This is a genomic window from Amorphoplanes digitatis, from assembly GCF_014205335.1.
In the GTDB taxonomy this organism is placed as follows: Bacteria; Actinomycetota; Actinomycetes; order Mycobacteriales; family Micromonosporaceae; genus Actinoplanes; species Actinoplanes digitatus.
In genome coordinates, this window is sequence record NZ_JACHNH010000001.1 from 2,750,665 (window position 1) to 2,773,371 (window position 22,707).

General features: G+C 74.1%; 10 protein-coding genes. 9 read left to right on the forward strand and 1 reads right to left on the reverse strand.

Annotation, left to right across the window (positions count from 1 at the left end):
* Positions 1–88 precede the first annotated feature (88 nt).
* A complete protein-coding gene (locus tag BJ971_RS11835) occupies positions 89–922 on the forward strand; it encodes a PaaX family transcriptional regulator (RefSeq protein ID WP_239087110.1) in 834 nt (277 codons plus the stop codon).
* On the opposite strand, the gene BJ971_RS11840 is transcribed toward BJ971_RS11835, so the two are convergent.
* Positions 919–1,338: a MarR family winged helix-turn-helix transcriptional regulator gene (locus BJ971_RS11840; RefSeq protein WP_184992462.1), complete on the reverse strand. Its 420-nt coding sequence runs from the start codon at positions 1,336–1,338 to the stop codon at positions 919–921. The genes BJ971_RS11835 and BJ971_RS11840 overlap by 4 nt on opposite strands.
* A gap of 116 nt (positions 1,339–1,454) precedes the next feature.
* On the opposite strand from BJ971_RS11840, the gene BJ971_RS11845 reads away from it, so the two are divergent.
* From BJ971_RS11845 to BJ971_RS11880, 8 genes are all read left to right on the forward strand, one after another.
* Positions 1,455–2,363 carry an SDR family NAD(P)-dependent oxidoreductase gene (locus BJ971_RS11845; RefSeq protein WP_184992464.1) on the forward strand — a complete coding sequence of 303 codons (909 nt, stop codon included), beginning with the start codon at positions 1,455–1,457 and terminating at the stop codon, positions 2,361–2,363.
* On the forward strand, positions 2,360–3,244 hold the full coding sequence (locus tag BJ971_RS11850) for an amidohydrolase family protein (RefSeq protein ID WP_184992466.1): 885 nt from the start codon (positions 2,360–2,362) through the stop codon (positions 3,242–3,244). The genes BJ971_RS11845 and BJ971_RS11850 overlap by 4 nt, the downstream gene beginning before the upstream one ends.
* A complete protein-coding gene (locus tag BJ971_RS11855) occupies positions 3,241–3,699 on the forward strand; it encodes a MaoC family dehydratase (protein WP_184992468.1) in 459 nt (152 codons plus the stop codon). Before BJ971_RS11850 ends, BJ971_RS11855 begins: the two co-directional genes overlap by 4 nt.
* Positions 3,700–3,703: 4 nt before the next feature.
* Positions 3,704–5,176: an acyl-CoA synthetase gene (locus tag BJ971_RS11860; RefSeq protein WP_184992471.1), complete on the forward strand. Its 1,473-nt coding sequence runs from the start codon at positions 3,704–3,706 to the stop codon at positions 5,174–5,176.
* A 66-nt stretch (positions 5,177–5,242) separates the two neighbouring features.
* Positions 5,243–11,308, forward strand: coding sequence for a non-ribosomal peptide synthetase (locus BJ971_RS11865; protein WP_203709057.1), 6,066 nt, complete (start codon positions 5,243–5,245; stop codon positions 11,306–11,308).
* A 119-nt stretch (positions 11,309–11,427) separates the two neighbouring features.
* Positions 11,428–12,165: an SDR family NAD(P)-dependent oxidoreductase gene (locus BJ971_RS11870; RefSeq protein WP_184992473.1), complete on the forward strand. Its 738-nt coding sequence runs from the start codon at positions 11,428–11,430 to the stop codon at positions 12,163–12,165.
* Between the two features lie 29 nt (positions 12,166–12,194).
* A complete protein-coding gene (locus BJ971_RS11875; RefSeq protein WP_184992475.1) occupies positions 12,195–13,178 on the forward strand; it encodes a TauD/TfdA family dioxygenase in 984 nt (327 codons plus the stop codon).
* A gap of 42 nt (positions 13,179–13,220) precedes the next feature.
* Positions 13,221–22,676, forward strand: a complete 9,456-nt coding sequence (locus BJ971_RS11880) for a non-ribosomal peptide synthetase (RefSeq protein WP_184992477.1) — start codon at positions 13,221–13,223, stop codon at positions 22,674–22,676.
* The last annotated feature ends 31 nt before the right edge of the window (positions 22,677–22,707 follow it).

Sequence of the window (22,707 nt, forward strand, 5' to 3'; positions counted from 1 at the left end):
ATTGACGAGGATTGGGCCCAAGTTAGGCTTATTCTGAACGGCAGTCAAGAAAATGCCCATCATCTTGCGCGCGACGGGAAGGTACGAAGTGAGCAGCCAGGATCCGGATCCCGAGCCGCCCGCGCTGCGTCCGCAGACGCTGGTACTCACCCTGTTCGGCGAGTACGTCCTGGGCCGATCCGTGTGCGTCTACTCGGGCAGCCTCGTCGACGCCGCGTCGCGTGTGGACGTCGCCGAGCACGCGGCCCGGTCGACGCTGACCCGGATGGTCAACCGTGGACTCCTGCGCCGCCGGCGCAGCGGCCGGCGGATGTACTTCGGTCTCACCGAGCGCTCCGAGCGGATCCTGCTGGACGGCCGGCGCCGCGCCCTGGAGACCGGCGCGGTCAACCACGACTGGGACGGCACCTGGACCCTGCTGGCCTTCTCGCTGCCCGACGCCTGGCAGCGCCAGCGGCGTGACCTGCGGTCGCAGCTGGTGTGGGCGGGGTTCGGGCCGTTGCAGGGCGGACTGTGGATCGCGCCCGGCGGGCCGGACGTCGCGCCGATCGTGGCCGGGCTGGGGCTCGACGCGCACGTCCGGGTCTTCCGGGCGCACGCGGACCAGCTGACCGACGTCGCGCAGATCATCCGCGACGCCTACGACGTCGACGGCATGGCGCGGCAGTACGACGACTTCCTCGCGCGGTGGGAGCGCGTCGCCGGCCCCGTGCCGTCGCCGGACCCGTTCGCGGCGAAGCTGCGCCTGGTCGCCGACTGGCTCCAGCTCGTCCGCCGCGACCCGCACCTGCCGTTCCAGCACCTGCCCGAGGACTGGCCGGCCCTGCACGCGCAGAAGGTCTTCACCCACCTCGACGACGCGCTGCGCCGTCCCGCCGCCGAGATCGCCGAGCGGGTGCTGGACATGATCGCCGACGACTAGGTCAGCGCCTGCCAGCCGCCGATCAGGGACTGGCGGAACTCGGCCGCCTGCTCCGGCGTCAGCTTGGAGATCATGCGGTCCTCCAGCTCGCGTACGGGCGCGGCGAACGAGGCGAGCAGCCGCTGCCCCTCGCCGGTGAGGTGGATCCGCAGCTCGCGGCGGTTGGCGGCGTCGCGTTCGCGCCGGATGAGGCCGCGGTTCTCCAGCGCGCGCACCATGTCGGCGATGGACTGCGCGGTGACGAACGAGTCGCGGGCGAGCTGGGCCGCGGACAGGCCGTCGTGGCGCTCCAGCACGGTGAGGGCGGTGTACTGCAACGCGGTGATGCCGGCGCCGCGTACGAGCTCCTCGAGGCGGGCCCGGACCGCCAGCTCGAGCTGCTTGACGAGGTACAGCAGGGATGGGCCGGGGCGCATGGCGCCAGGCTAGCCGATTGACAGGAATCCTGTTCATCGCAACACTCGACATCGACAGGAATCCTGTCGATTGAATGGCTCGCGCCGGGCGCGGTTTCCGTGAGAGGTTGATGGGCATGGATCTGAGCGGCAAGGTCGCCGTGGTCACAGGGGCGGGCCGGGGACTCGGCCTGGGCTACGCGAAGGCGCTCGCCGCGGCCGGCGCCGCCGTGGTGGTGAACGACGTGACACCGGCGGCGGTCGAGGCGGCGGTCGCGGAGATCACCGCGGCCGGGGGAGCCGCCGTCGGGGTGACCGCCTCGGTGTCCGACTCCGGGAGCGCCGAACGGCTGGTCGCCGCCGCCGTGGAGGCGTACGGCCGCCTCGACGTCCTGATCACCAACGCCGGCATCCTGCGCGACCGGGTCCTCTGGAAGATGACCGACGAGGACTTCGACGCGGTCGTCGGCGTCCACCTCCGGGGCACCTTCACCTGCGCCCGCGCCGCCGCGATCCGGATGCGCGAGCAGGGCGACGGCGGCCGGATCATCCTGATCTCCTCCCCGGCCGGGCAGCGCGGCAACTTCGGGCAGACCAACTACGCCGCGGCCAAGGCCGGCATCGCCGCGATGGCCCGCACCTGGGCGCTCGAACTGGAGCGCAGCCGGATCACCGTCAACGCGGTGGTTCCGGTCGCGGCCACCGAGATGACCAGGACCATCCCGGCGTTCGCCGGCGTGATCGAGGAGGCGGAGCGCACCGGCGCGCCGTTGCCCGCCTGGCTGCGCCGCGAGGAGGGCCTCGGCACGGTCGACGACGTCACCGGCCTGATCGTCTTCCTCGCCTCGGACGCGTCGAAGGGCGTCACCGGCCAGGCGATCGGCGTCGGCGGTGACCGGCTCGCGCTCTGGGCGCACCCCCGGGAGAAGGCCGTCGCCTTCGCCGACGGCGGGTGGACCGCCACGGCGATCGCCGCCGGCTGGGATGCCGGCGTGGGCTCCGAGCCCGAGACGTACGGAATCCCGGCGCCGCGGGACCGGTCATGAACCTCGACGAGCTCGCCGCGATCGACGTGCACACGCACGCCGAGGTCGGCAGGGACGGGCAGGGCTCGCTGAGCCCCGCGCTGCTCGGCGCGTCGGCCGGCTACTTCAAGGCGCAGGGCAACCGGCAGCCGACCATCGACGAGACGGCCGCCTACTACGCCGAGCGCGCGATGGCGGCGGTGGTCTTCACCGTCGACGCCGAGCACGCCACCGGCCACCCGCGGATCGCCAACGAGGAGATCGCGGAGGGCTGCGCGGCGCACCCGGACACGCTGATCGCGTTCGCCAGCATCGACCCGCACAAGGGCCGCGCCGGCGTCCGCGAGGCCCGGCGCCTGGTCGAGCGCCACGGCGTGCGCGGGTTCAAGTTCCACCCCAGCCTCCAGGGCTTCGCGCCGGACGACCGGCTCGCCTTCCCGCTCTACGAGGCGATCGAGGAACTCGGCGCGGTCGCGCTCTTCCACACCGGGCAGACCGGGATCGGCGCCGGCGTGCGCGGTGGCGGCGGCATCCGCCTGAGGTACTCGAACCCGATGCTCGTCGACGACGTCGCGGTGGACTTCCCGGACCTGCGGATCATCCTGGCCCACCCGTCCTTCCCCTGGCAGGACGAGGCCCTCGCCGTCGCCACGCACAAGCAGCACGTACACATCGACCTCTCCGGCTGGTCGCCCAAGTACTTCCCGCCCCAGCTGGTCCGGTACGCGAACAGCCTGCTCCAGGACAAGGTGCTGTTCGGCTCCGACTACCCGCTCATCACGCCCGACCGCTGGCTCGCCGACTTCGCGGCGCTCGACATCAAGCCCGCGGTCCGCCCCAAGATTCTCAAGACGAACGCCGCACGGCTGCTCGGCCTGTCTGCAAAGGAGAACGCGGAATGACCACCACCGTGAAGGGGCTCGACGGACTCAAGGGCCTCGTCGGCCAGGATCTCGGCCACAGCGAATGGCTGGAGATCACCCAGGACCGGGTGCTGACGTTCGCCGACGCCACCGGCGACCACCAGTGGATACACGTGGACGTCGAGCGCGCCAAGGCCGGACCGTTCGGCGGCCCGATCGCGCACGGCTACCTCACCCTCTCCCTGGTCATCCCGCTCTTCGGCGAGCTGCTCGCGGTCGAGGACGTCAAGATGGGCGTCAACTACGGTCTGGAAAAGGTCCGCTTCCCCAGCCCGGTCAAGGTCGGCTCCAAGATCCGCCTGGGCGCGACGGTGGTCAGCGTCGAGGAGGTGGGCCGCAACTGCGTGCAGAGCACCTTCGACTTCACCGTCGAGGTCGACGGGCTCAGCAAGCCCGCGTGCGTCGCCCGGCCCATCTACCGGCACTACGCCTGAGACCATGCTCGGCTCGTGGCCGGCGCGCCGGGCGGCGATGTCGCCCCGGCGCACCGCGCTGATCTTCGAGGACCGGCGGACCACGTACGCCGAACTGCACGCACGCACCACCCGCCTCGCCGCCGCCCTGCGCGGCGCCGGCGTGCGCCGCGGCGACCGGGTCGCCTACCTCGGCCCCAACCATCCGGCGTTCGTCGAGACCATGTTCGCCGCGTACGCCCTCGGCGCCGTCTTCGTGCCCCTGAACTACCGGCTCACCGCCCCGGAACTCGACTTCCAGCTACGGCACAGCGGCGCTTCGGCGCTGATCGTCGCGCCGGGCATGCCGCCGGTCTCGGCCGGCACGACGGTGACCCTGGCGGAGTACGAGCGGTTCCTCGCCACCGGCGGCCCGGCACCCGCACCCACGCCGGCGGACATGGACGACGTGGCCTGCATCCTCTACACCTCGGGCACCACCGGAACGCCCAAGGGCGCCACCCTCACCCACGCCAACATCGTCTGGAACTGCTACAACCTGCTGGTCGGCGTCGACGTGATCAGCGACGACGTCGTCCTGATCAGCGCGCCGCTGTTCCACGTCGCCGCGCTCAACCAGTGCCTGCTGCCGGCGCTGCTCAAGGGCGGCACCTCGGTGATCATGCCGAGCTGGGACGCGGACGACTGCCTCGACCTGATCGGCCGGCACGGGGTGACCTGGATGTTCGGCGTCTCCACCATGTTCGCCGGGCTCACCCGCTCACCCCGCTGGGACACCGCCGACCTGTCGTCGGTGCGGGTCCTGCTCACCGGCGGCGCGTCCGTTCCGGAGGCGCTGATCCGCCGCTATCAGGAGCGGGGGCTGGCGTTCTGCCAGGGCTACGGCATGACCGAGACCGCGCCCGGGGCCACGTTCCTGGAGGCCCGGGAGAGCCGCGAGCACGTCGGCTCGGCCGGCCCGCCGGTCTTCTTCGCCGACGTGCGCTGCGTGCGGCCGGACCTGACGGACACCGAGCCCGGCGAGCCGGGCGAGGTGCTGGTCCGCGGCCCGAACGTCACCCCGGGCTACTGGGACGACCCGGCGGCCACCGCGGCGGCGTTCGTGGACGGCGACTGGTTCCGCTCCGGCGACGTGGCCACCGTCGGCGCCGACGGGCACTTCCGCATCGTCGACCGGACCAAGGACATGTACATCTCCGGCGGGGAGAACGTCTACCCGGCCGAGGTCGAGGCGGCGATCTTCGAGCACCCGGCGGTCGCCGAGGCCGCCGTGGTCGGCGTACCGGACGAAAAGTGGGGCGAGGTCGGCCGCGCGTTCGTGGTCCCGGCGCCGGGACGGCACCTCACGCCCGCCGAGGTGCCGGCGTTCCTCAGGGGCCGGCTCGCCGGCTACAAGATCCCGGCGTACGTGGACGTCGTGGACGACCTGCCGCGTACCGGATCGAACAAGGTCCGCAAGGGCGAGCTGCGCGCGTTGCCGCTGCCCACCCGGGACTGACCGGCAACACGAGTTGCCGGTCGGCCTGCCTGGAGCCGGGTACGGATCGGCGGCACGATCCGACGGGTGAAGGTGTCTTCTCTCGAAGCGGCCCTGCCCCTGACCCCGCTCCAGGAGGGGATGCTGTTCCACGCGCTCTACGACGACGAGGGCGTCGACGTCTACGTGGTGCAGGTGTCGCTGCGGCTGGACGGTGCGCTGTCGCCGGACCGGCTGCGGTCGGCCGCCGAGGAGCTGCTGCGGCGGCACTGCGCGCTGCGGGCCGGTTTCCACACCCGGGAATCGGGGGAGCCGGTCCAGCTGATCCGCCGCGACGTCGCTCTGCCCTGGGCCGAACTGGACCTGCGCGACGTCGCACCGGCCGAGCAGGAGCGGCTGCTGGGCCGGCGGCAGACGGCCGACCGGGCCGAGCCGTTCGACATGGCCCGCCCGCCGCTGCTGCGCCTCACCCTGGCGCGGCTGGCGGACGACCGGCACATCCTCGTCCTGACCTGGCATCACATCCTGCTCGACGCGTGGTCGCTGCAACTGGTCCTGCGCGACCTGGTCGCGCTGTACGAGGGCGAGGAGCTGCCGCCGGCGGTCCCGTTCAGCCGGTATCTGGCCTGGCTGGCCGGCCAGGACCGGGAGAAGGCCGGGCTCGCCTGGGCCGAGGCGCTGCGCGGGGTGGCGGAGCCGACGCTGGTGGCGCCGGTGAAGCCGGCGACCGGGCCGGCGACGATGGCCGGGCTGGTCGCGGCCGAGCTGTCGCGGGAGGCGACGGCGGCGCTGACCGGGTCCGCGCGGTCCACCGGGCTGACCGTCAACACGATCGTGCAGGTCGCCTGGGCGCTGCTGCTGTGCGGCGTGACCGGTCGCGACGACGTGATGTTCGGGCAGGCGGTGTCGGGCCGGCCCGCGGATCTCGACGGGGTGGCCGACATCGTCGGCCTGCTGATCAACACGGTGCCGGTCCGGGTGCGGCTCGATCCGGCCGAGACCCTCGCCGGGCTGCTCGAACGGGTACAGCGCGAGCAGGCCGAGCTGATCACGCACCACCATCTCGGCCTGGCCGCCGTCCAGCGGCTGGCCGGGCTCAGCGAGCTGTACGACACCGCGGTCATGTTCGCCAACGCCCCCGCGGACTCCTCCGGCGGCGCGGCGCACCGGCTCCGGATCAGCGCGGAGACCGAGTCGGAGGCCGAGCGGACCGGCGCCACCCACTATCCGCTCAGCCTGACCGCGGTACCCGGGCCGCGGCTGCACCTGGCACTGAGCTACCGGGCGGAGTTCTTCGACCGGGACACCGTCGAACGGTTCGCGCGGCGCCTGGTGATGCTGCTGGAGACCTGCGCCGCGGACCCGGCCACGCCGGTGGGCCGGGTCGGGTTGCTGCCGGAGGCGGAGCTGGCCCAGGTCGTCCGGGAGTGGAACGACACCGGCGTGCCGCTGCCGGAGTCGACCCTGCCGGAGCTGTTCGAGGCGCAGGCCGCGCGGACACCGGAGGCGACGGCCGTGGTCTTCGAGGGCGAGCGCCTCACCTACGCCGAGCTGGCCGGGCGCGTCGACCGGCTCGCGCGCGTCCTGCGCGCCCGTGGGGTACGGCCGGGCGACGCGATAGCGGTCGCCGTTCCCCGCTCGATCGAGTTGATCGTGGCCGTGCACGCGGTCGTGGCGGCGGGCGCGGCGTATGTCCCGCTCGATCCCGAGTACCCGGCGGGGCGTACCGCCGGCATCCTCGCCGACGCGGACCCGGCCCTGCTGATCACCACCGGGACCGTCGCGGCCGGGCTGCCCCGCTCGCCCGTGCCCCGGCTGCTCCTGGACGCACCGTTGCCGGACGCGCCGGACCGCGCGGCGGCGGCCCGGTGGCCCGCCGGGCCGGCCTACATCATGTTCACGTCCGGCTCGACCGGGCGCCCCAAGGGCGTCGTGGTGAGCCACGCCGCGATCGTCAACGCGCTCCGCTGGATGCAGGGCCGGTTCCCGCTCGGCCCGGGCGACCGCATGCTCCAGAAGACCCCGTCGGGGTTCGACGTGTCGGTGCCGGAGCTGTTCTGGCCGTTGCAGACCGGAGCCACGCTCGTGGTGGCGGCCCCCGGCGGGCACCAGGACCCGGCCTACCTGGCCGGGCTGATCCAGCGCGAGTCGGTCGACACCGTCCAGTTCGTACCGTCGCTGCTCGGCGTGTTCCTCCAGGAGCCGGCGGCCGCGGCGTGCGACAGCCTGCGCCGGGTGTTCTGCATCGGCGAGCCGCTTCCGCCGGAGACCGTCAACCTGTTCCACGAGCTTCTCCCGGCCGGCCTGCACAACCTGTACGGCCCGACCGAGGCGGCCGTGCAGGTGACGCACTGGCCGTGCCGGCCGGTGCCCGCGGGCGCCGGTGTGCCGATCGGGAGACCGGTGTGGAACACCCGGGTGTTCGTGCTCGACGCGGCGCTGCGGCCGGTGGCGCCGGGCGTCGCGGGAGAGCTGTACCTCGCCGGGCGGCAGCTGGCCTCCGGCTACGCGCATCGGCCGGCGCTGACCGCGGAACGCTTCGTCGCAAGCCCGTTCGGCGCGGCCGGCGAGCGGATGTACCGCACCGGCGACATCGTCCGGTGGTCGCCCGGCGGTGACCTGGAATACCTCGGCCGGGCCGACCACCAGGTCAAGATCCGCGGCATGCGGGTGGAGCTCGGCGAGATCGAGGCGGTGCTGGCCCGGCACCCCGGCGTCGCGCACGTCGCCGTCGTGATGCGCGAGGACCGGCCGGGCGCGAAGCGGCTGGTGGCCTACGTGGTGCCGGCCGGGCCGCCGGCCGAACCTGGCGAGCTGACCGCGCACGCCGCCGCGACCCTGCCCGGCTACATGGTTCCCGCCGACATCGTCGAGCTGGCCGAGCTGCCGCTGACCGCGAACGGCAAGCTGGACCGCGCGGCCCTGCCCGCGCCGGCCGTCGCCCGGCCGGGCGGGCGCCCGCCGCACGGGCCCGTCGAGGAGCTGCTCGCCGGCCTGTTCGCCGAGGTGCTCGGGCAGGCCGGCGCCGGCGCCGAGGACAGCTTCTTCGACCTGGGCGGCGACTCGATCATGTCGATCCAGCTGGTCGCGCGGGCCCGCCGCGCCGGTTGGGCGCTGACACCCCGCGACGTCTTCACCCACCGGACGGTCGCCGCGCTGGCCCGGGTCGCCCGGCCCGCGGCGGCCGCGGCGGCCGAGCACCGGGACGCCGGGATCGGCGACCTGCCGGCCCTGCCGGTCCTGCACTGGCTGAGCGGGCTCGCCGGGCCGGTCGACGACCTCCACCAGTCGGCGGTGCTGCGGGTACCGGCCGGGATGGACCTGGGCGGCCTCACGGCGGCGGTGCAGGCGGTGCTCGACCGGCACGACGCGCTGCGGATGCGGTGGACCGCAGCGCCGGGGCCGCGGTGGGCGCTGGACATCGGCCCGCGCGGCTCGGTGCGTGCCGCCGAGTGCGTACGCCGGGTGGACGCGGCCGGCCTCGCCGGTCCCGCGCTCCGGACGGCGGTCGCGGCCGAGGCGACCCGGGCCCGCGCGGAGCTGTCACCGGGCGAACGGCGGATGCTGCGCTGTGTCTGGCTCGACCGCGGGCCGCGGAGCGGCGGACGCCTGCTGATCCTGGCGCACCACGGTGTCGTCGACGAGGTGTCTTGGCGCATTCTCGTTCCCGACCTGCGGGCCGCGTTCCAGGACGAGCCTCGGCTCCTCCCGGTGCCGTTCTCGCTGCGTACCTGGTCGCACCGGATGGCGGCGGCGGCGACGGAGCCGGACCGGGTCGCGGAGGCGGCACTGTGGACGGAGGTGCTCCGCGGCGGCCCCGGCGACGCCCTGCCGGCGGCCGGGCCGCAGGACGTGTTCGGCGCGGCGCGCAGCCTGTCCGTCCGGCTCGGCCCGGCGGACACCGCCGCACTGCTCACGGCCGTGCCGGCAGCCTTCCGCGCGGACGCGGAGGACGCCATGCTGACGGCGCTCGCCATGGCGGTCACCTCGTGGCGGCCCGGCCCGGCCGGCGGCGTGCTCGTCGACGTCGAGGGGCACGGCCGGCAGGACCTGCCCGGCGGCGCCGACCTGTCCCGTACCGTCGGCTGGTTCACCACCCTGCACCCGGAGCGCCTCGACCCTAAACTGCCCGGCTGGGAGCGGGCCGGGCCCAGCGACCCGCGCCTCGGCGCCGCGCTGAAGCGGGTCAAGGAGCAGCGCCGCCGGCTGCCCGATCGCGGCCTCGGCTACGGCCTGCTGCGCTACCTCAACCCGCGGACCGCGGCGGTGCTCGCCGCACACCCGGCGCCCCGGATCGGCTTCAACTACCTGGGTCGCGTCGCGGGCGACGACGGCGCGGACTGGTCGCCGGCGCCCGAGTCGGACGCCGCCGGGCCGGGCGCCGGCCCGCGCCTTGCCATGCCGCACACCCTCGGCGTGACCGCCGCGATCGAGGACGGCCCGGACGGGCCGATCCTGACCGCCGCGTTCGCCTGGCCGGACCGGCTGCTGACCGTCCATGACGTACGCGCGCTCGGCGAGGCGTGGCTGTCCGCCCTGCGCCTGCTCGGTGCGCACGCGGCGCGGCCCGGTGCCGGCGGTCTCACCCCGTCCGACGTCCGCCCGGCCGAGGTGGGCCAGGAGGAGCTGTCCCGGTGGGAGGCGTCCCTCGGCGGGCGGGGCCTCGCCGACGTGCTGCCGCTCACGCCGCTTCAGGAGGGGCTGCTGTTCCACGCCCGCTACGACCGCGCGGTCCCGGACGTCTACCACCTCCAGCTGGTGCTGGAGCTGGACCGCGCGCCGCGGGTGCCCGCGCTGCGCGCCGCGTGCCAGGCGCTGGTGGACCGGCACGCCGCGCTGCGCGCGGCCTTCCCGGTGCGCGCGGTGGGCGCGCCCGTCCAGCTCATCCCGGCCACGGTGACCGCGCCGTTCCAGGAACACGACCTGCCGGGACCGGACGGGCTGACCGGCTTCCTCGACGCGGACCTGCTCCGCCGGTTCGACCCGGCCCGGCCGCCCCTGCTGCGGTTCGCGCTGCTGCGGCTGGGCGGTGACCGCCACGCGCTGGTGCTCACCCTGCACCACCTGCTGGCCGACGGCTGGTCCCTTCCGCTGCTGCTGCGCGAGCTCGGCGAGCACTACGCGGGCGACGCCACCCGCCCGGCGCCCCCGCCCGTGCGGCTCTTCCACGAGTGGCTGGCCGGGCAGGACACGGCCGCCGCGGAGGCGGCCTGGCGGGCGGCGCTCGCCGGGCTCGAAGCGCCGACGCTGATCGCGCCCGGCGGCGACGCGGCCGGGCTGCCCACCCTGCCCCGGCGCCGCACCGCCGACCTGCCCGCCGAGCTGACCGGCCGGATCGCCGCGCGGGCCCGCGCCTGCGGCCTCACGGTGAACACCGTGCTCCAGGGCGCCTGGGCCGTGGTGCTCGGCGCGCTCACCGGCCGCCGCGACGTGGTGTTCGGCGCCACCGTCTCGGTGCGCCCGCCCGAGCTGCCCGGCGCCGAGGAGATGGTCGGGCTCTTGATCAGCACGGTGCCGGTGCGGGTCCGGTTGACGCCGGGCGCCGGCCTGGCCGGCCTGCTGGCCGAGGTGCAGGCGGAACAGGCGGCCCTGAACCGGTACGCCTATCTGGGGCCGGGGGCCGTGCAGCGGCTCGCCGGGCTGGGGCCGCTCTACGACACGTCGATGGTCTTCGAGAACTTCCCCGACGCCGCCGCCGACCCGGCGCCGGGCGACGAGCGGCTGCCGGTGGCCCAGTTCTCCGGGCGGGACGCCTACCACTACCCGCTCAAGCTGCTGGCGGCGCCGGGCGAACGGCTCCGCCTGGAGATCAGTCACCGTCCCGAGCTGGTACCGGACCCGCTGGCCGCCGAGGCGATGGACCGGTTGACGGCCGTCCTCGAAGGATTCGCCGCCGACCCGCACCGGCAGCCCGACCCCGGGCCGGCGGTCGTGGACCGGGTCGGCGAGCTCGCCGGGGAGGTCCTCGGCGCCGGCCGGCTCGGCGCCGGCGCCGACTTCTTCGCCGCGGGTGGCGACTCCCTGCTGGCGCTGCGGCTGGCCGGGCGGATCCGCGAGGTACTCGGCGCGGACGTCGACCCCGCCCTGATCTTCCGGCGCCGGACGCCGGCCGGCATCGCGGCCGGCCTCGCCGCCCCGCCGGTACCGCGCTGACCGGGCCTTTTCGGGCGGCAATTGGCGCTGCCGGATTGCCCGGCAGTTGCCGGATGCGTTGCCTGGGCCGCGGTCCGGGCCACTGACACCATCGGAATTCGGTGAAGCGGAGGAAAACCATGCGAACCATCGTGATTTCGGGTGCGTCCAGCGGAATCGGAAACGCGACCGCGAAACGATTCGCCCGGGCCGGTGACCGCGTTTACAACCTCGATATCAAGCCGCCGGAAACGGATTCCGCCGCCGGCACCTGGATCGAGACCGACGTGGCCGACTGGTCCGCCGTCGACCGGGCGGTCGCCCGGGTCGACGAGGCGCACGGCGGTATCGACGTGGCGATCGCCAACGCCGGCATCAGCATCCGGCACGGCGTCCTGGAGATCGCCGAGACGGACGCCCGCCGGGTCGTCGACGTCAACCTGCTCGGTGTGCTGGCGATGTGGCGGTCGGCCGCACGCCGGATGGCCGGCCGGGGCGCGGGCGTGCTGCTGGCCACCGCCTCGGTCAACGGCCACCGCGGATACCCGGGTTACGCCGACTACAACGCCACGAAGGCCGGCGTCGCGGCGCTCTGCCGCACGTTCGCGATGGAGCTCAGCCCGGCGATCCGGGCGGCCTGCGTGTCACCGGGCGCGGTGCTGACGCCGATGCAGCTCGCCGAGTACACCCCGGAGATGCTGGTCGCCGTCAACGCACGCATCCCGGCCGGCCGGCACGCGGATCCGGACGAGATCGCCGCCGCGTTCTTCTATCTGGCGTCGCCCGAGGCCCGCTTTCTCACCGGCCAGGAAATCGTCATCGACGGTGGCGAGATCGCAGGTGCCACCACCAGCGAATTCAACCGGAGGATCGCGTGAGAGACACGCTACGAAAAGACCGGTACATCATGTCCGCCGAGGAGGCGTGCGCGCTAGCGGGCGCCGTCGATGAGCTCCGGGCGGGCGGGAGCTCACCGGCCGGACCCGACTTCTACGACCGGCACCCGTCCAGTCATGAACTGCTGCCGGCCGGGCTGTCCCGGTTCCTCGACGAGTTCCGCCGCGACGGGAACGTGCCGGTGTGCGAGGTGCGCGGCTTCCCGGTCGACGACGCCGCCGTGGGACCGACCCCCGACCACTGGGATCTGCGGGACGGGCTCGAATCGACCGCCGAGCTCGACATCGCCGTGGCGATGTGCGCCTCGGCACTCGGCGAGCCGTTCGCCTGGGCGACCCTCCAATGTGGCCGGCTGGTGCAGGACGTCTTCCCGATCCGCGGCGACGAGCGGCGCGAGAGCGGCCACGGCAGCGACGCGTTCCTCCAGTTCCACACCGACGACGCGTTCCGGCCGGACTCGTGCGACTACATCCTGCTCTTCGGGGTCCGCAACCACGACGCGGTGCCGACGTACGTCTCCGCGGTGCGCGACGTCGAACTCGGCGACGACGACCGGCGGGTGCTGTCCGAGGCGCGGTTCCACATCATCCCGGACGACGAGCACATCCGGCAGCTCGAACTGCGCGCGCCCGGCGACCCCGCGCTGCGCAAGGCGATCGAGATGCGCGACCGGCCGGCGCCGGTCCCGGTGCTGTTCGGCAACCCGTTCGAGCCGTGCATCCGGCTCGACGCGCCGTACATGAGCTGCGTCGGCGACGATCCGGCCGCGCGGCGGGCGCTGGACGCGCTCGCGGCGGAGCTGCACCGGGTCCGGCGGCCCCTGGTCGCGGCTCAGGGCACCCTGCTGATCCTGAACAACCGCAGCGTCGCGCACGCCCGGGAGTCGTTCACCGCGCGCTACGACGGCACCGACCGCTGGCTCCGGAAGATCATCGTCTCCCGCGACCCGGGCGAGGTCCGCAAGCCGGTCTCCGCCGACCGGGTCCGGCTGTAGTACGCCGCCCCGCCGCCCGACCCGTTCCGAAAGGACTCCATGATGGACGTGCGTGAGGCGCTGCTGTGCGAGCTGTTCGCCGAGGTGCTGGACGCGCCCCGGCCCGGCATCCACGACAGCTTCTTCGAGCTGGGCGGCGACTCGGTCAGCTCCGTGCGGCTGGTTGCCGCGGCCCGGGTCCGCGGGCTCGTGCTCGAATACCGCGACATCTTCATCGGCGAGACGGTCGCCGCCCTGGCCCGGGCCGCCACCGAGGCGGTGCCGGAGGCCGGCGCCGATGCCGGTGGCGGGCCGCTCGTGGTGCTCGACGACGAGGACCGGACGGCGATCGAGGCCCGGTACCCGGGCGCCGAGGAGGTCCTGCCGGCGGCTCCGCTGCAAGAGGGTTTGCTCTTCCACGCGCTGGCCACCGCGAGCGCGGCCGACCCGTACGTGATCCAGGCGCCGCTGGAGTTGTCGGACGCGGTCGACCCGGTGCGGCTGCGGGCCGCGCTGGACGGCCTGGTCGCCCGGCACGCGAGCCTGCGCGCGGCGTTCCTGGTGCGCCGCGAGGGCGGCGCGGTGCAGGTCATCGCGGAACACGCGACCGTCGGCTGGCGGGAGACCGACCTGCCGGACCTGGCCGGGTTTCTCGCGGCGGACCGGCTGGTGCCGTTCGACGCGGCGGTGCCGCCGCTGCTGCGGGCGACGCTGGTCCGGCTTCCGGCGGGGCGCCGGGTGCTGGTGCTGACGAGCCACCACATCCTGTGGGACGGCTGGTCGATGGCGCGGGCGCTGGCCGACCTGGCCGCGCTGTACCGGGGCGAGCCCGCGCTGCCGGACCCGGTGCCGCTGCGCGACTACCTGGCATGGCTGGCCGGGCAGGATCGCGACGCGGCCGTCGCGGCGTGGGGCCGGGCGCTCAACGGGCTGGACGGCGCGACGCTGGTGGCGCCGGGCGCGGGCCCGGCCAGGGGCGTGTTGCCCGCGCGGGTCGCGGGCGGTCTGGGCGAGCGGGCCTCCGCACGGGTGGCGGCCGTGGCCCGGGCGAAGGGCCTGACGCTCAACACGGTGGTGCAGGGCGCGTGGGCGCTGGTGCTGGCGCAGCTGACGGGTCGCTGGGATGTGGTGTTCGGGTCGACGGTGTCGGGCCGGCCGGCGGAGTTGCCGGGCGTGGCGGACATCGTCGGGCTGCTCATCAACACGGTTCCGGTGCGGGTGCGCATCGATCCGGCGGAGCCGTTGGATCGGCTGCTTGCCCGGGTGCAGGCCGAGCAGGCGGCGCTGACCGCGTTCCATCATGTCGAGCTGCCGGTGGTGCGGCGCGAGTCCGGCCTCGGCGAGCTGTTCGACACCACCATCGCCTTCGAGAACTTCCACCAGGCCGAGGCGCCCGGCGACCTGTGGGACACCGGGGTGCTGCGCGGGGAGGACCCGGCGCAGGAGGGCTTCACCCACTACCCGTTGAGCCTGGCCGTGACGCCGGGCGCGGAGCTGCGGTTCGACGTCAGCTACCGGCCGGATGTGTTCGAGGAGTGGTTCGCCCGGGGCGTGGCCGAGCGGCTGGGCGGCGTCCTCGAGGCCTTCGCGGCCGATCCCGGGCGGCTCGCCGGGTCCGTTGAGCTTCTGTCGGCCGCGGAGCACTCGTTGCTGGCGAGCTGGAACGACACGGACCGCCCGCTGCCGGACGCCACCGTGGTGGAGCTGTTCGAGCGGCAGGTCCGCCTCACCCCCGACGCGGTGGCGTTGGTGCACGAGACCGGTGAGGTCACCTACGCCGAGCTGAACGCGCGGGCGAACCGCTTGGGCCGGACGCTGGTGGCGGCGGGTGTGGGCGCGGAGAGCCGGGTCGGCTTGGCGTTGCCACGGGGCGTGGACTGGGTGGTCGCGGTCCTGGCGATCCTGAAGGCGGGCGGTGCGTACGTGCCGGTGGACCCGTCCTGGCCGTCCTCCCGGGTGGAGAGCCTTCTGGCTGACACCGTCCGCGTTATCTCCAATGTGGATCAGCCGGATATGGGGGACGCGTCGAACCTGGGATGCCGGATCGTGCCGGGGAACCTGGCGTACGTGATGTTCACGTCCGGCTCGACGGGCCGGCCGAAGGGTGTCGAGGTCACCCACGCCGACATCACCGCACTGGCCCGGGACAGCCGGTTCGAGGCCGGTCATGAGCGGGTGCTGGTGCACTCCGCATTGGCGTTCGACGCCTGGACGTACGAGCTGTGGGTGCCGCTGTTGTCGGGTGGCTGCGCGGTGCTGGCTCCGAACGGGCCGCTGACCCCGGCGGGAGTCCGGGGTCACGGCCTCACGGCACTGTTCCTGACGACGGCGTTGTTCCATCTGTTCGCCGCCGATGACCCGGAGTGTTTCGCCGGGTTGCGGGAGGTCTGGACCGGCGGTGAACAGGTGGACGCCGAGGCCGCCGCCAAGGTCCGCGCAGCCTGTCCGAATCTGACCATTGTGGACGTCTACGGGCCGACGGAGACGACGACGTTCGCGACCGCGCAGGTGGTCGCCCCGGGTCGCCCGGTCCCGGTGCCGTTGCCGATCGGCCGTCCGCTGGACAACACCCGGGCGTTGGTGCTGGATGGGGCGTTGCGGCCGGTGCCGCCGGGCGTGGTCGGCGAGTTGTATCTGGCCGGTGCCGGTGTCGCCCGTGGCTATCTGGGCCGGCCCGGGCTGACCGCGTCACGGTTCGTGGCAGGCCCGGCCGGTGCGCGGATGTATCGCACCGGTGATCTGGTGCGGTGGACGGCGGCGGGGGAGTTGGTGTTCGTCGGCCGGGCCGATCAGCAGGTGAAGATCCGTGGTCATCGGATCGAGCCGGGTGAGGTCGAGACCGTGCTGCGTGCCCATCCGGGGGTGGCGCAGGCGGTGGTGCTGGCGCGAGAGGGCCGTCTGGTCGCCTACGTGGTCGGCGAGGTGGACGGTCTGCGGGAGCACGCGGCGGGTCTGTTGCCGGACTATCTGGTTCCTGCGGCGTTCGTGGTGCTCGACCGGCTGCCGCTGACCACGACCGGGAAGGTGGACCGGCGGGCGCTGCCCGCGCCCACATTCGCCGGCAGCCGTGAACACCGTCCGGCGGGCACACCGCGGGAGGTGGTCCTGTGCGGGCTGTTCGCCGAGGTGCTCGGTGCGGCCGAGGTCGGCGCTGACGATGATTTCTTCGAGTTGGGCGGTGACTCGATCACCGCGATCCGCCTGGCCGGCCGGGCCCGGGAGGCCGGGCTCGTCCTGAGCCCCCGCGACGTGTTCACCGCGAAGACCGTGGCCGCGCTCGCGCGGGTGGCCACCGCACCGCAGGCCGCCGCCGAGGCCGTCAACGGCCCGCTGATCGTGCTCGACGACGAGGACCGGGCGGCGGTCGAGGCCCGCTTCCCGGCGGCCGGTGAGATCCTGCCGGCCGCACCGCTCCAGCACGGCCTGCTCTTCCACGCGCTCTACGACCGCGGCGACGGCCCGGCGGACCCGTACGTCGGCCAGATCCCGCTGATGCTGTCGGGCCCGGTCGACCCGCATCGGTTGCGGGCCGCGGTGGAGGGACTCGTCGCCCGGCACGCGAGCCTGCGCGCCGGTTTCGCGGTCTGCCCCGGCGGCGCGGTGGTGCAGGTCGTGGCGGACCGGGTGACGGTGCCGTGGCGCGAGCTCGACCTGTCGGCGAATCCCGGCGGGCTCACCGCGATGCTAGCGGCGGACCGGCTGGTGCGCTTCGACCCGGCGGCACCGCCGCTGGTGCGCGCGACGCTGGCGCGGCTCGCCCCGGATCGCTTTGCCTTCGTGCTGACCAGCCACCACCTGCTGTGGGACGGCTGGTCGATGGCGCGGGCGCTCGGCGACCTCTTCGCGCTGTACCGGGGCGAGTCCGGACTGCCGCCGGCGGTGCCGTTCCGCGACTACCTGGCGTGGCTGGCCGGCCGGGACAGGACGGCGGCCCTGGCGGCGTGGCGCCGGGCCCTCGCGGGCCTGGACGGCCCGACCCTGGTGGCGCCGGGCGCATCGGCGGGCGCCCTGCCCGCGCGGATCGCCGCCGGCCTGGGCGAGCGGGCGTCGGCCGGGGTGGCGGCCGTGGCCCGGGCGAAGGGCCTGACGCTCAACACGGTGGTCCAGGGCGCCTGGGCGCTGGTGCTGGCGCAGCTGACCGGCCGCTGGGACGTGGTGTTCGGGTCGACCGTGTCGGGCCGGCCGGCCGAGCTGCCGGGCGCGGCGGACATCGTCGGGCTGCTCATCAACACGATCCCGGTGCGGGTACGCATCGACCCGGCCGAGCCGCTGGACCGCCTGCTCGCCCGGTTGCAGGCCGAGCAGGCCGCGCTGACCCCGCACCACCACGTCGAGTTGCCGGCCCTGCGGCGCGAGGCCGGGCTCGGCGAACTGTTCGACACCTCCACCGTCTTCCAGAACGCGCCGTGGAACGACGACGTCCTGCGCGGCGCCGGGCTCGACGTCGGCGTCCTCGACGACGATGCGCGCGGCTTCACCCACTACCCGCTGAGCCTCGACGTGCTGCCCGGCGCGGACCTGCGGCTGGAGCTCAGCTACCGCCCGGACCTGTTCGACGAGGGTTTCGCCCGGCAGGTGACCGGCGGCCTGCGCCGGGTCCTGGAGACCTTCGCGGCCGACCCCGGCCGGCCCGCCGGCCACGTCGACCTGCTGCCGGCCGCCGACCGGACCCGGCTGCTCTCGGACTGGAACGACACGGCCCGCCCGCTCCCGGACGACACCGTCGTCGACCTGTTCGAACGTCAGGTCCGGGCCACCCCGGACGCGACCGCGCTGGTACACGACACCCTCGCGCTCAGCTTCGCCGAGCTCAACGCCCGCGCGAACCGGGTCGCCCACCGGTTGATCGGCCTCGGCGCCGGCACCGACGACCTGGTGGCGGCGCTGCTGCCCCGGTCGGCGGACGCCGTCGTGGCAATCCTCGGCGTGCTCAAGGCCGGCTGCGCCTACCTGCCGATCGAGCTGTCCTGGCCGGCCGAGCGCATCCGCGCCCTGCTCGCCGACGTCGCCCCGGCGGTGGTGCTGACCGGCGGCGACGCGCCGGAGGCCGGCGGCGCCACCGTCCTGCCCGTCGAACGGGCCACGGCCGACGGGCCCGCGGACGACCCCCGGACGCCGCTGCGGCCGGGGCACCTCGCCTACGTGATTCAGACCTCCGGCTCGACCGGCCGGCCGAAGGGCGTGGCGGTCACCCACCGCAACGTCGTGGCCATGTTCCACGCGCAGAACGACGGGTACATGCGCGCGGCCGCCGCGGGCCGCCGCCTGCGGGTCGCGCTGACGTTCGGGCTGGGCTTCGACGCCGCCTGGGCCGACCTGCTGCGGATGATGGCCGGCCACGAACTCCACCTCATCGGCGAGGAGCTGCGCGGTGACGCGCAGGCCCTTATCGCGTACGGGAGAGAGCACGCCGTCGATTCGCTCAGCGTGCCGCCGCTGCACGCCCGGCAGCTGCTGGACGCCGGCCTGCTGAGCGCGCCGGGGCACCGGCCGAGGCTGCTGTCGCTCGGCGGCGACAAGGTCGACGAGTCGCTGTGGTGCGACCTGGCCGCGACCGGCGCCGAGGTCTACAACTTCTACGGCCCCACGGAGTGCACGGTGGACTCCACCTGCGCCCACATCACGAGCGGGACCGGCACCTCCATCGGCCGCCCGATGGGCAACAAGCAGGCGTACGTGCTGGACCCGGCTCTGCGCCCGGTGCCGCCGGGCGTGACCGGGGAGCTGTACCTGGCCGGCGAGGGGGTGGCCCGGGGCTATCTCGGCCGGCCCGGGCTGACCGCCGCCCGGTTCGTGGCCTGCCCGTTCGGCCCCGCCGGCGCGCGGATGTACCGCACCGGCGACCTGGCCCGCTGGACCGTGGACGGCGAGCTGGACTTCCTCGGCCGCGCCGACCACCAGGTGAAGATCCGTGGGTACCGGATCGAGCCGGGCGAGATCGAGACGGTGCTGCGTGCTCACCCGGCCGTCACACAGGCGGTGGTGCTCGCGAGGGAGGGACGCCTGGTCGCCTACGTGGTCGGCGAGGTGGAGGGCCTGCGGCGGCACGCGGCCGCGCTGCTGCCGGACTACATGGTGCCGGCCGCGTTCGTCGCGCTCGACCGGTGGCCGCTGACCAGCACGGGGAAGATCGACCGGCGGGCACTGCCCGCGCCCGCGTACGGCGCCGGCCGGGTACACCGCCCGGCACGCACCCCGCGCGAGGAACTGCTCTGCGGGCTGTTCGCACGCGTGCTCGGCGTCGCCGAGGTGGGCATCGACGACGACTTCTTCGAGCTGGGCGGCGACTCGATCGTCGCCATCCAGCTGGTCACCCGGGCCCGGCAGGCCGGGCTCGCGTTCAGCCCGCGCGAGGTCTTCGCGGGCCGGACCGCCGCGGCGCTCGCCGCGCTCGCCGGCGAGGTACGCGACGACGCCGGGACACCGGCCGGGCCGCTCGTGGTGCTCGCGGACGACGAGCGGGCGGCCGTCGAGGCCCGCTACGAGGCCGTCGAGGAGATCCTGCCGGCCACGCCGCTGCAACAGGGCCTGCTGTTCCACAGCCTGTACGACGAGACCGACACCGACCCCTACCTCGTGCAGGACGCGCTGCTGCTCGCAGGCGAGCTGGACCCGCGCCGGCTGCGGGCCGCGGTCGACGCTCTGGTCGCCCGGCACGCGAGCCTGCGTGCGGGATTCGTGGTGTGCCGCGGCGGCGACGTCGTCCAGGTCGTGGCGGACCGGGTGACGGTGCCGTGGCGTGAGCTCGACCTGTCGGACGACCCGGGCGGACTGGCCCGGGTGCGGGAGGCCGACCGGGCCGAGCGCTTCGACCCGGCGGTGCCGCCGCTGATGCGGGCGACGCTGGCGCGGCTGGCGGCCGACCGGCACGTGCTGGTGCTGACGAGCCACCACCTGCTGTGGGACGGCTGGTCGATGGCGCGGGCGCTCGGCGACCTGTTCGCGCTGTACCGGGGCGAGCCCGCGCTGCCGGATCCGGTGCCGCTGCGGGACTACCTCGCTTGGCTGGCCGGACGGGACCGGAACGAGGCGCTGGGTGCGTGGCGGCAGGCGCTTCTCGGCCTGGACGGGCCGACCCTGGCGGCCGCGGGTGCGGACCTGCCGGCGGGGGTCTCGCCGGCGCGGGTGGCCGGAGGCCTGGGTGAGCGGGAGTCCGCGCGCGTGGCGTCCGCGGCCCGGGCCAGGGGCTTGACGCTCAACACGGTGGTGCAGGGCGCGTGGGCCCTGGTGCTGGCGCAGCTGACGGGTCGCTGGGATGTGGTGTTCGGGTCGACGGTGTCGGGCCGGCCGGCCGAGTTGGCGGGCGCGGCGGAGATCGTGGGTTTGTTGATCAATACGATTCCGGTGCGGGTGCGCATCGACCCGGCCGAGCCGTTGGACCGACTGCTGGCGCGGGTGCAGGCCGAGCAGGCCGCGCTGATCCCGTTCCACCACCTCGACCTGCCGGCGGTGCGGCGGGAGGCCGGCCTCGACGACCTGTTCGACACCACCATCGCGTTCCAGAACGCGCTCTGGGGCGTCGAGTCGATGAGCTTCGGCGACCTCACGGTCGCGCCGCTCGGCAACGAGGACAGTGGTTTCACGCACTATCCGCTCAGCATGATCGTGACGCCGGGCGCGGAGCTGCGGTTCGAGATCAGCTACCGGCCGGACGTGTTCGACCGGCACCTGGTCCGGCGGGTGGCCGACCGGCTCGGCGGTGTCCTGGAGGCCTTCGCGGCCGATCCCGGCCGTCTCGTCGGCCGTCTTGATCTTTCGTCCGCGGACGAGCGGTCGTTGCTGGCGGGGTGGAACGACACGGACCGCCCGCTGCCGGACGCCACGGTGGTGGGGCTGTTCGAGCGGCAGGCGGCGCTCACTCCCGACGCGATCGCGGTGGTCCACGGGAAGGACGAGGTCAGCTACGCCGAGCTCAACGCGCGGGCCAACCGGATGGGCCGGGCACTGGCCGCCGCGGGTGTCGGCGCGGAAAGCCGGGTCGGGCTCGCGTTGCCGCGAGGCGTGGACTGGGTGGTCGCGGTCCTGGCGATCCTGAAGGCGGGCGGCGCGTACGTGCCGGTGGACCCGTCCTGGCCGTCCTCCCGGGTGGAGAACCTGCTTGCCGACACCGTCTGCGTTGTGGACCGCGGCTGGCCGGATACCGGGGACGCGTCGAACCTCGGGTTCCCGGTCATGCCGGGGAACCTTGCCTACGTGATGTTCACGTCCGGTTCGACCGGCGGGCCGAAGGGTGTCGAGGTCACCCACGCCGATGTCGCGGCCTTGGCGCGGGACGGCCGGTTCGGGGCGGGTCATGAGCGGGTGCTGGTGCATTCGGCGTTGGCGTTCGACGCCTGGACGTATGAGTTGTGGGTGCCGCTGTTGTCGGGCGGCTGCGCGGTGCTGGCTCCGAACGAGCCGCTGACTCCGGTGGTGGTGCGGGAGCTCGGGGTTACGGCGTTGTTCCTGACGACGGCGTTGTTCCATCTGTTCGCCGCCGATGACCCGGAGTGTTTCGCCGGGTTGCGGGAGGTCTGGACCGGCGGTGAACAGGTGGACCCCGAGGCCGCCGCCAAGATCCGCGCAGCCTGTCCGAATCTAACCATTGTGGACGTCTACGGGCCGACGGAGACGACGACGTTCGCGACCGCCCACCTGGTCGCCCCGGGTCGCCCGGTCCCGTCGCCGTTGCCGATCGGCCGTCCGCTGGACAACACCCGGGCGTTGGTGCTGGATGGGGCGTTGCGGCCGGTGCCGCCGGGCGTGGTCGGCGAGTTGTATCTGGCCGGTGCCGGTGTCGCCCGTGGCTATCTGGGCCGGCCCGGGCTGACCTCGTCACGGTTCGTGGCCTTCCCGGGCGGTGGCCGGATGTACCGCACGGGTGACCTGGTGCGGTGGACCGTGGACGGGGATCTGGTGTTCGTCGGCCGCGCCGACCAGCAGGTGAAGATCCGTGGTCACCGGATCGAGCCGGGTGAGGTCGAGACCGTGCTGCGTGCTCACCCGGCCGTGGCGCAGGCGGTGGTACTGGCGCGAGAGGGACGCCTGGTCGCCTACGTGGTCGGCGAGGTGGAGGGCCTACAGGAGCACGCGGCGGATCTTTTGCCGGACTATCTGGTCCCTGCGGCGTTCGTGGCACTCGACCGGCTGCCGCTGACCACGACCGGGAAGGTGGACCGGCGGGCCCTGCCCGCCCCGGTATACGCCGGCAGCCGTGAACATCGGCAGGCGGGGACCGCGCGGGAGGTGCTGCTGTGCGGGCTGTTCGCCGAGGTGCTCGGTGCGGCCGAGGTCGGCGCCGATGATGACTTCTTCGAGCTGGGCGGCGACTCGATCACCGCCATTCGCCTGGCCGGCCGGGCCAAGGAGGCCGGGCTCGTCCTGACTCCTCGCGACGTGTTCACCGCGAAAACCGTCGCCGCGCTCGCATCCGTGGCCGTCGAGATCGAGCAGGACACGGGCCAGGATGCCCCACCCGAACCGCTCGTCACGCTCAGCGACGAGGAGCGGGCGGAGATCGAAGCGCTGTGGGCCGAATGACGCAGACCGAATCGAAGGGCAGGAGAAACCC

Coding starts and splice junctions, on each gene's coding strand:
- BJ971_RS11840 (WP_184992462.1), bottom strand. CDS start 1,338: ATGCGCCCCGGCCCATCCCTGCTGTACCTCGTCAAGCAGCTCGAGCTG.
- BJ971_RS11870 (WP_184992473.1), top strand. CDS start 11,428: ATGCGAACCATCGTGATTTCGGGTGCGTCCAGCGGAATCGGAAACGCG.
- BJ971_RS11845 (WP_184992464.1), top strand. CDS start 1,455: ATGGATCTGAGCGGCAAGGTCGCCGTGGTCACAGGGGCGGGCCGGGGA.
- BJ971_RS11860 (WP_184992471.1), top strand. CDS start 3,704: ATGCTCGGCTCGTGGCCGGCGCGCCGGGCGGCGATGTCGCCCCGGCGC.
- BJ971_RS11850 (WP_184992466.1), top strand. CDS start 2,360: ATGAACCTCGACGAGCTCGCCGCGATCGACGTGCACACGCACGCCGAG.
- BJ971_RS11855 (WP_184992468.1), top strand. CDS start 3,241: ATGACCACCACCGTGAAGGGGCTCGACGGACTCAAGGGCCTCGTCGGC.
- BJ971_RS11875 (WP_184992475.1), top strand. CDS start 12,195: ATGTCCGCCGAGGAGGCGTGCGCGCTAGCGGGCGCCGTCGATGAGCTC.
- BJ971_RS11880 (WP_184992477.1), top strand. CDS start 13,221: ATGGACGTGCGTGAGGCGCTGCTGTGCGAGCTGTTCGCCGAGGTGCTG.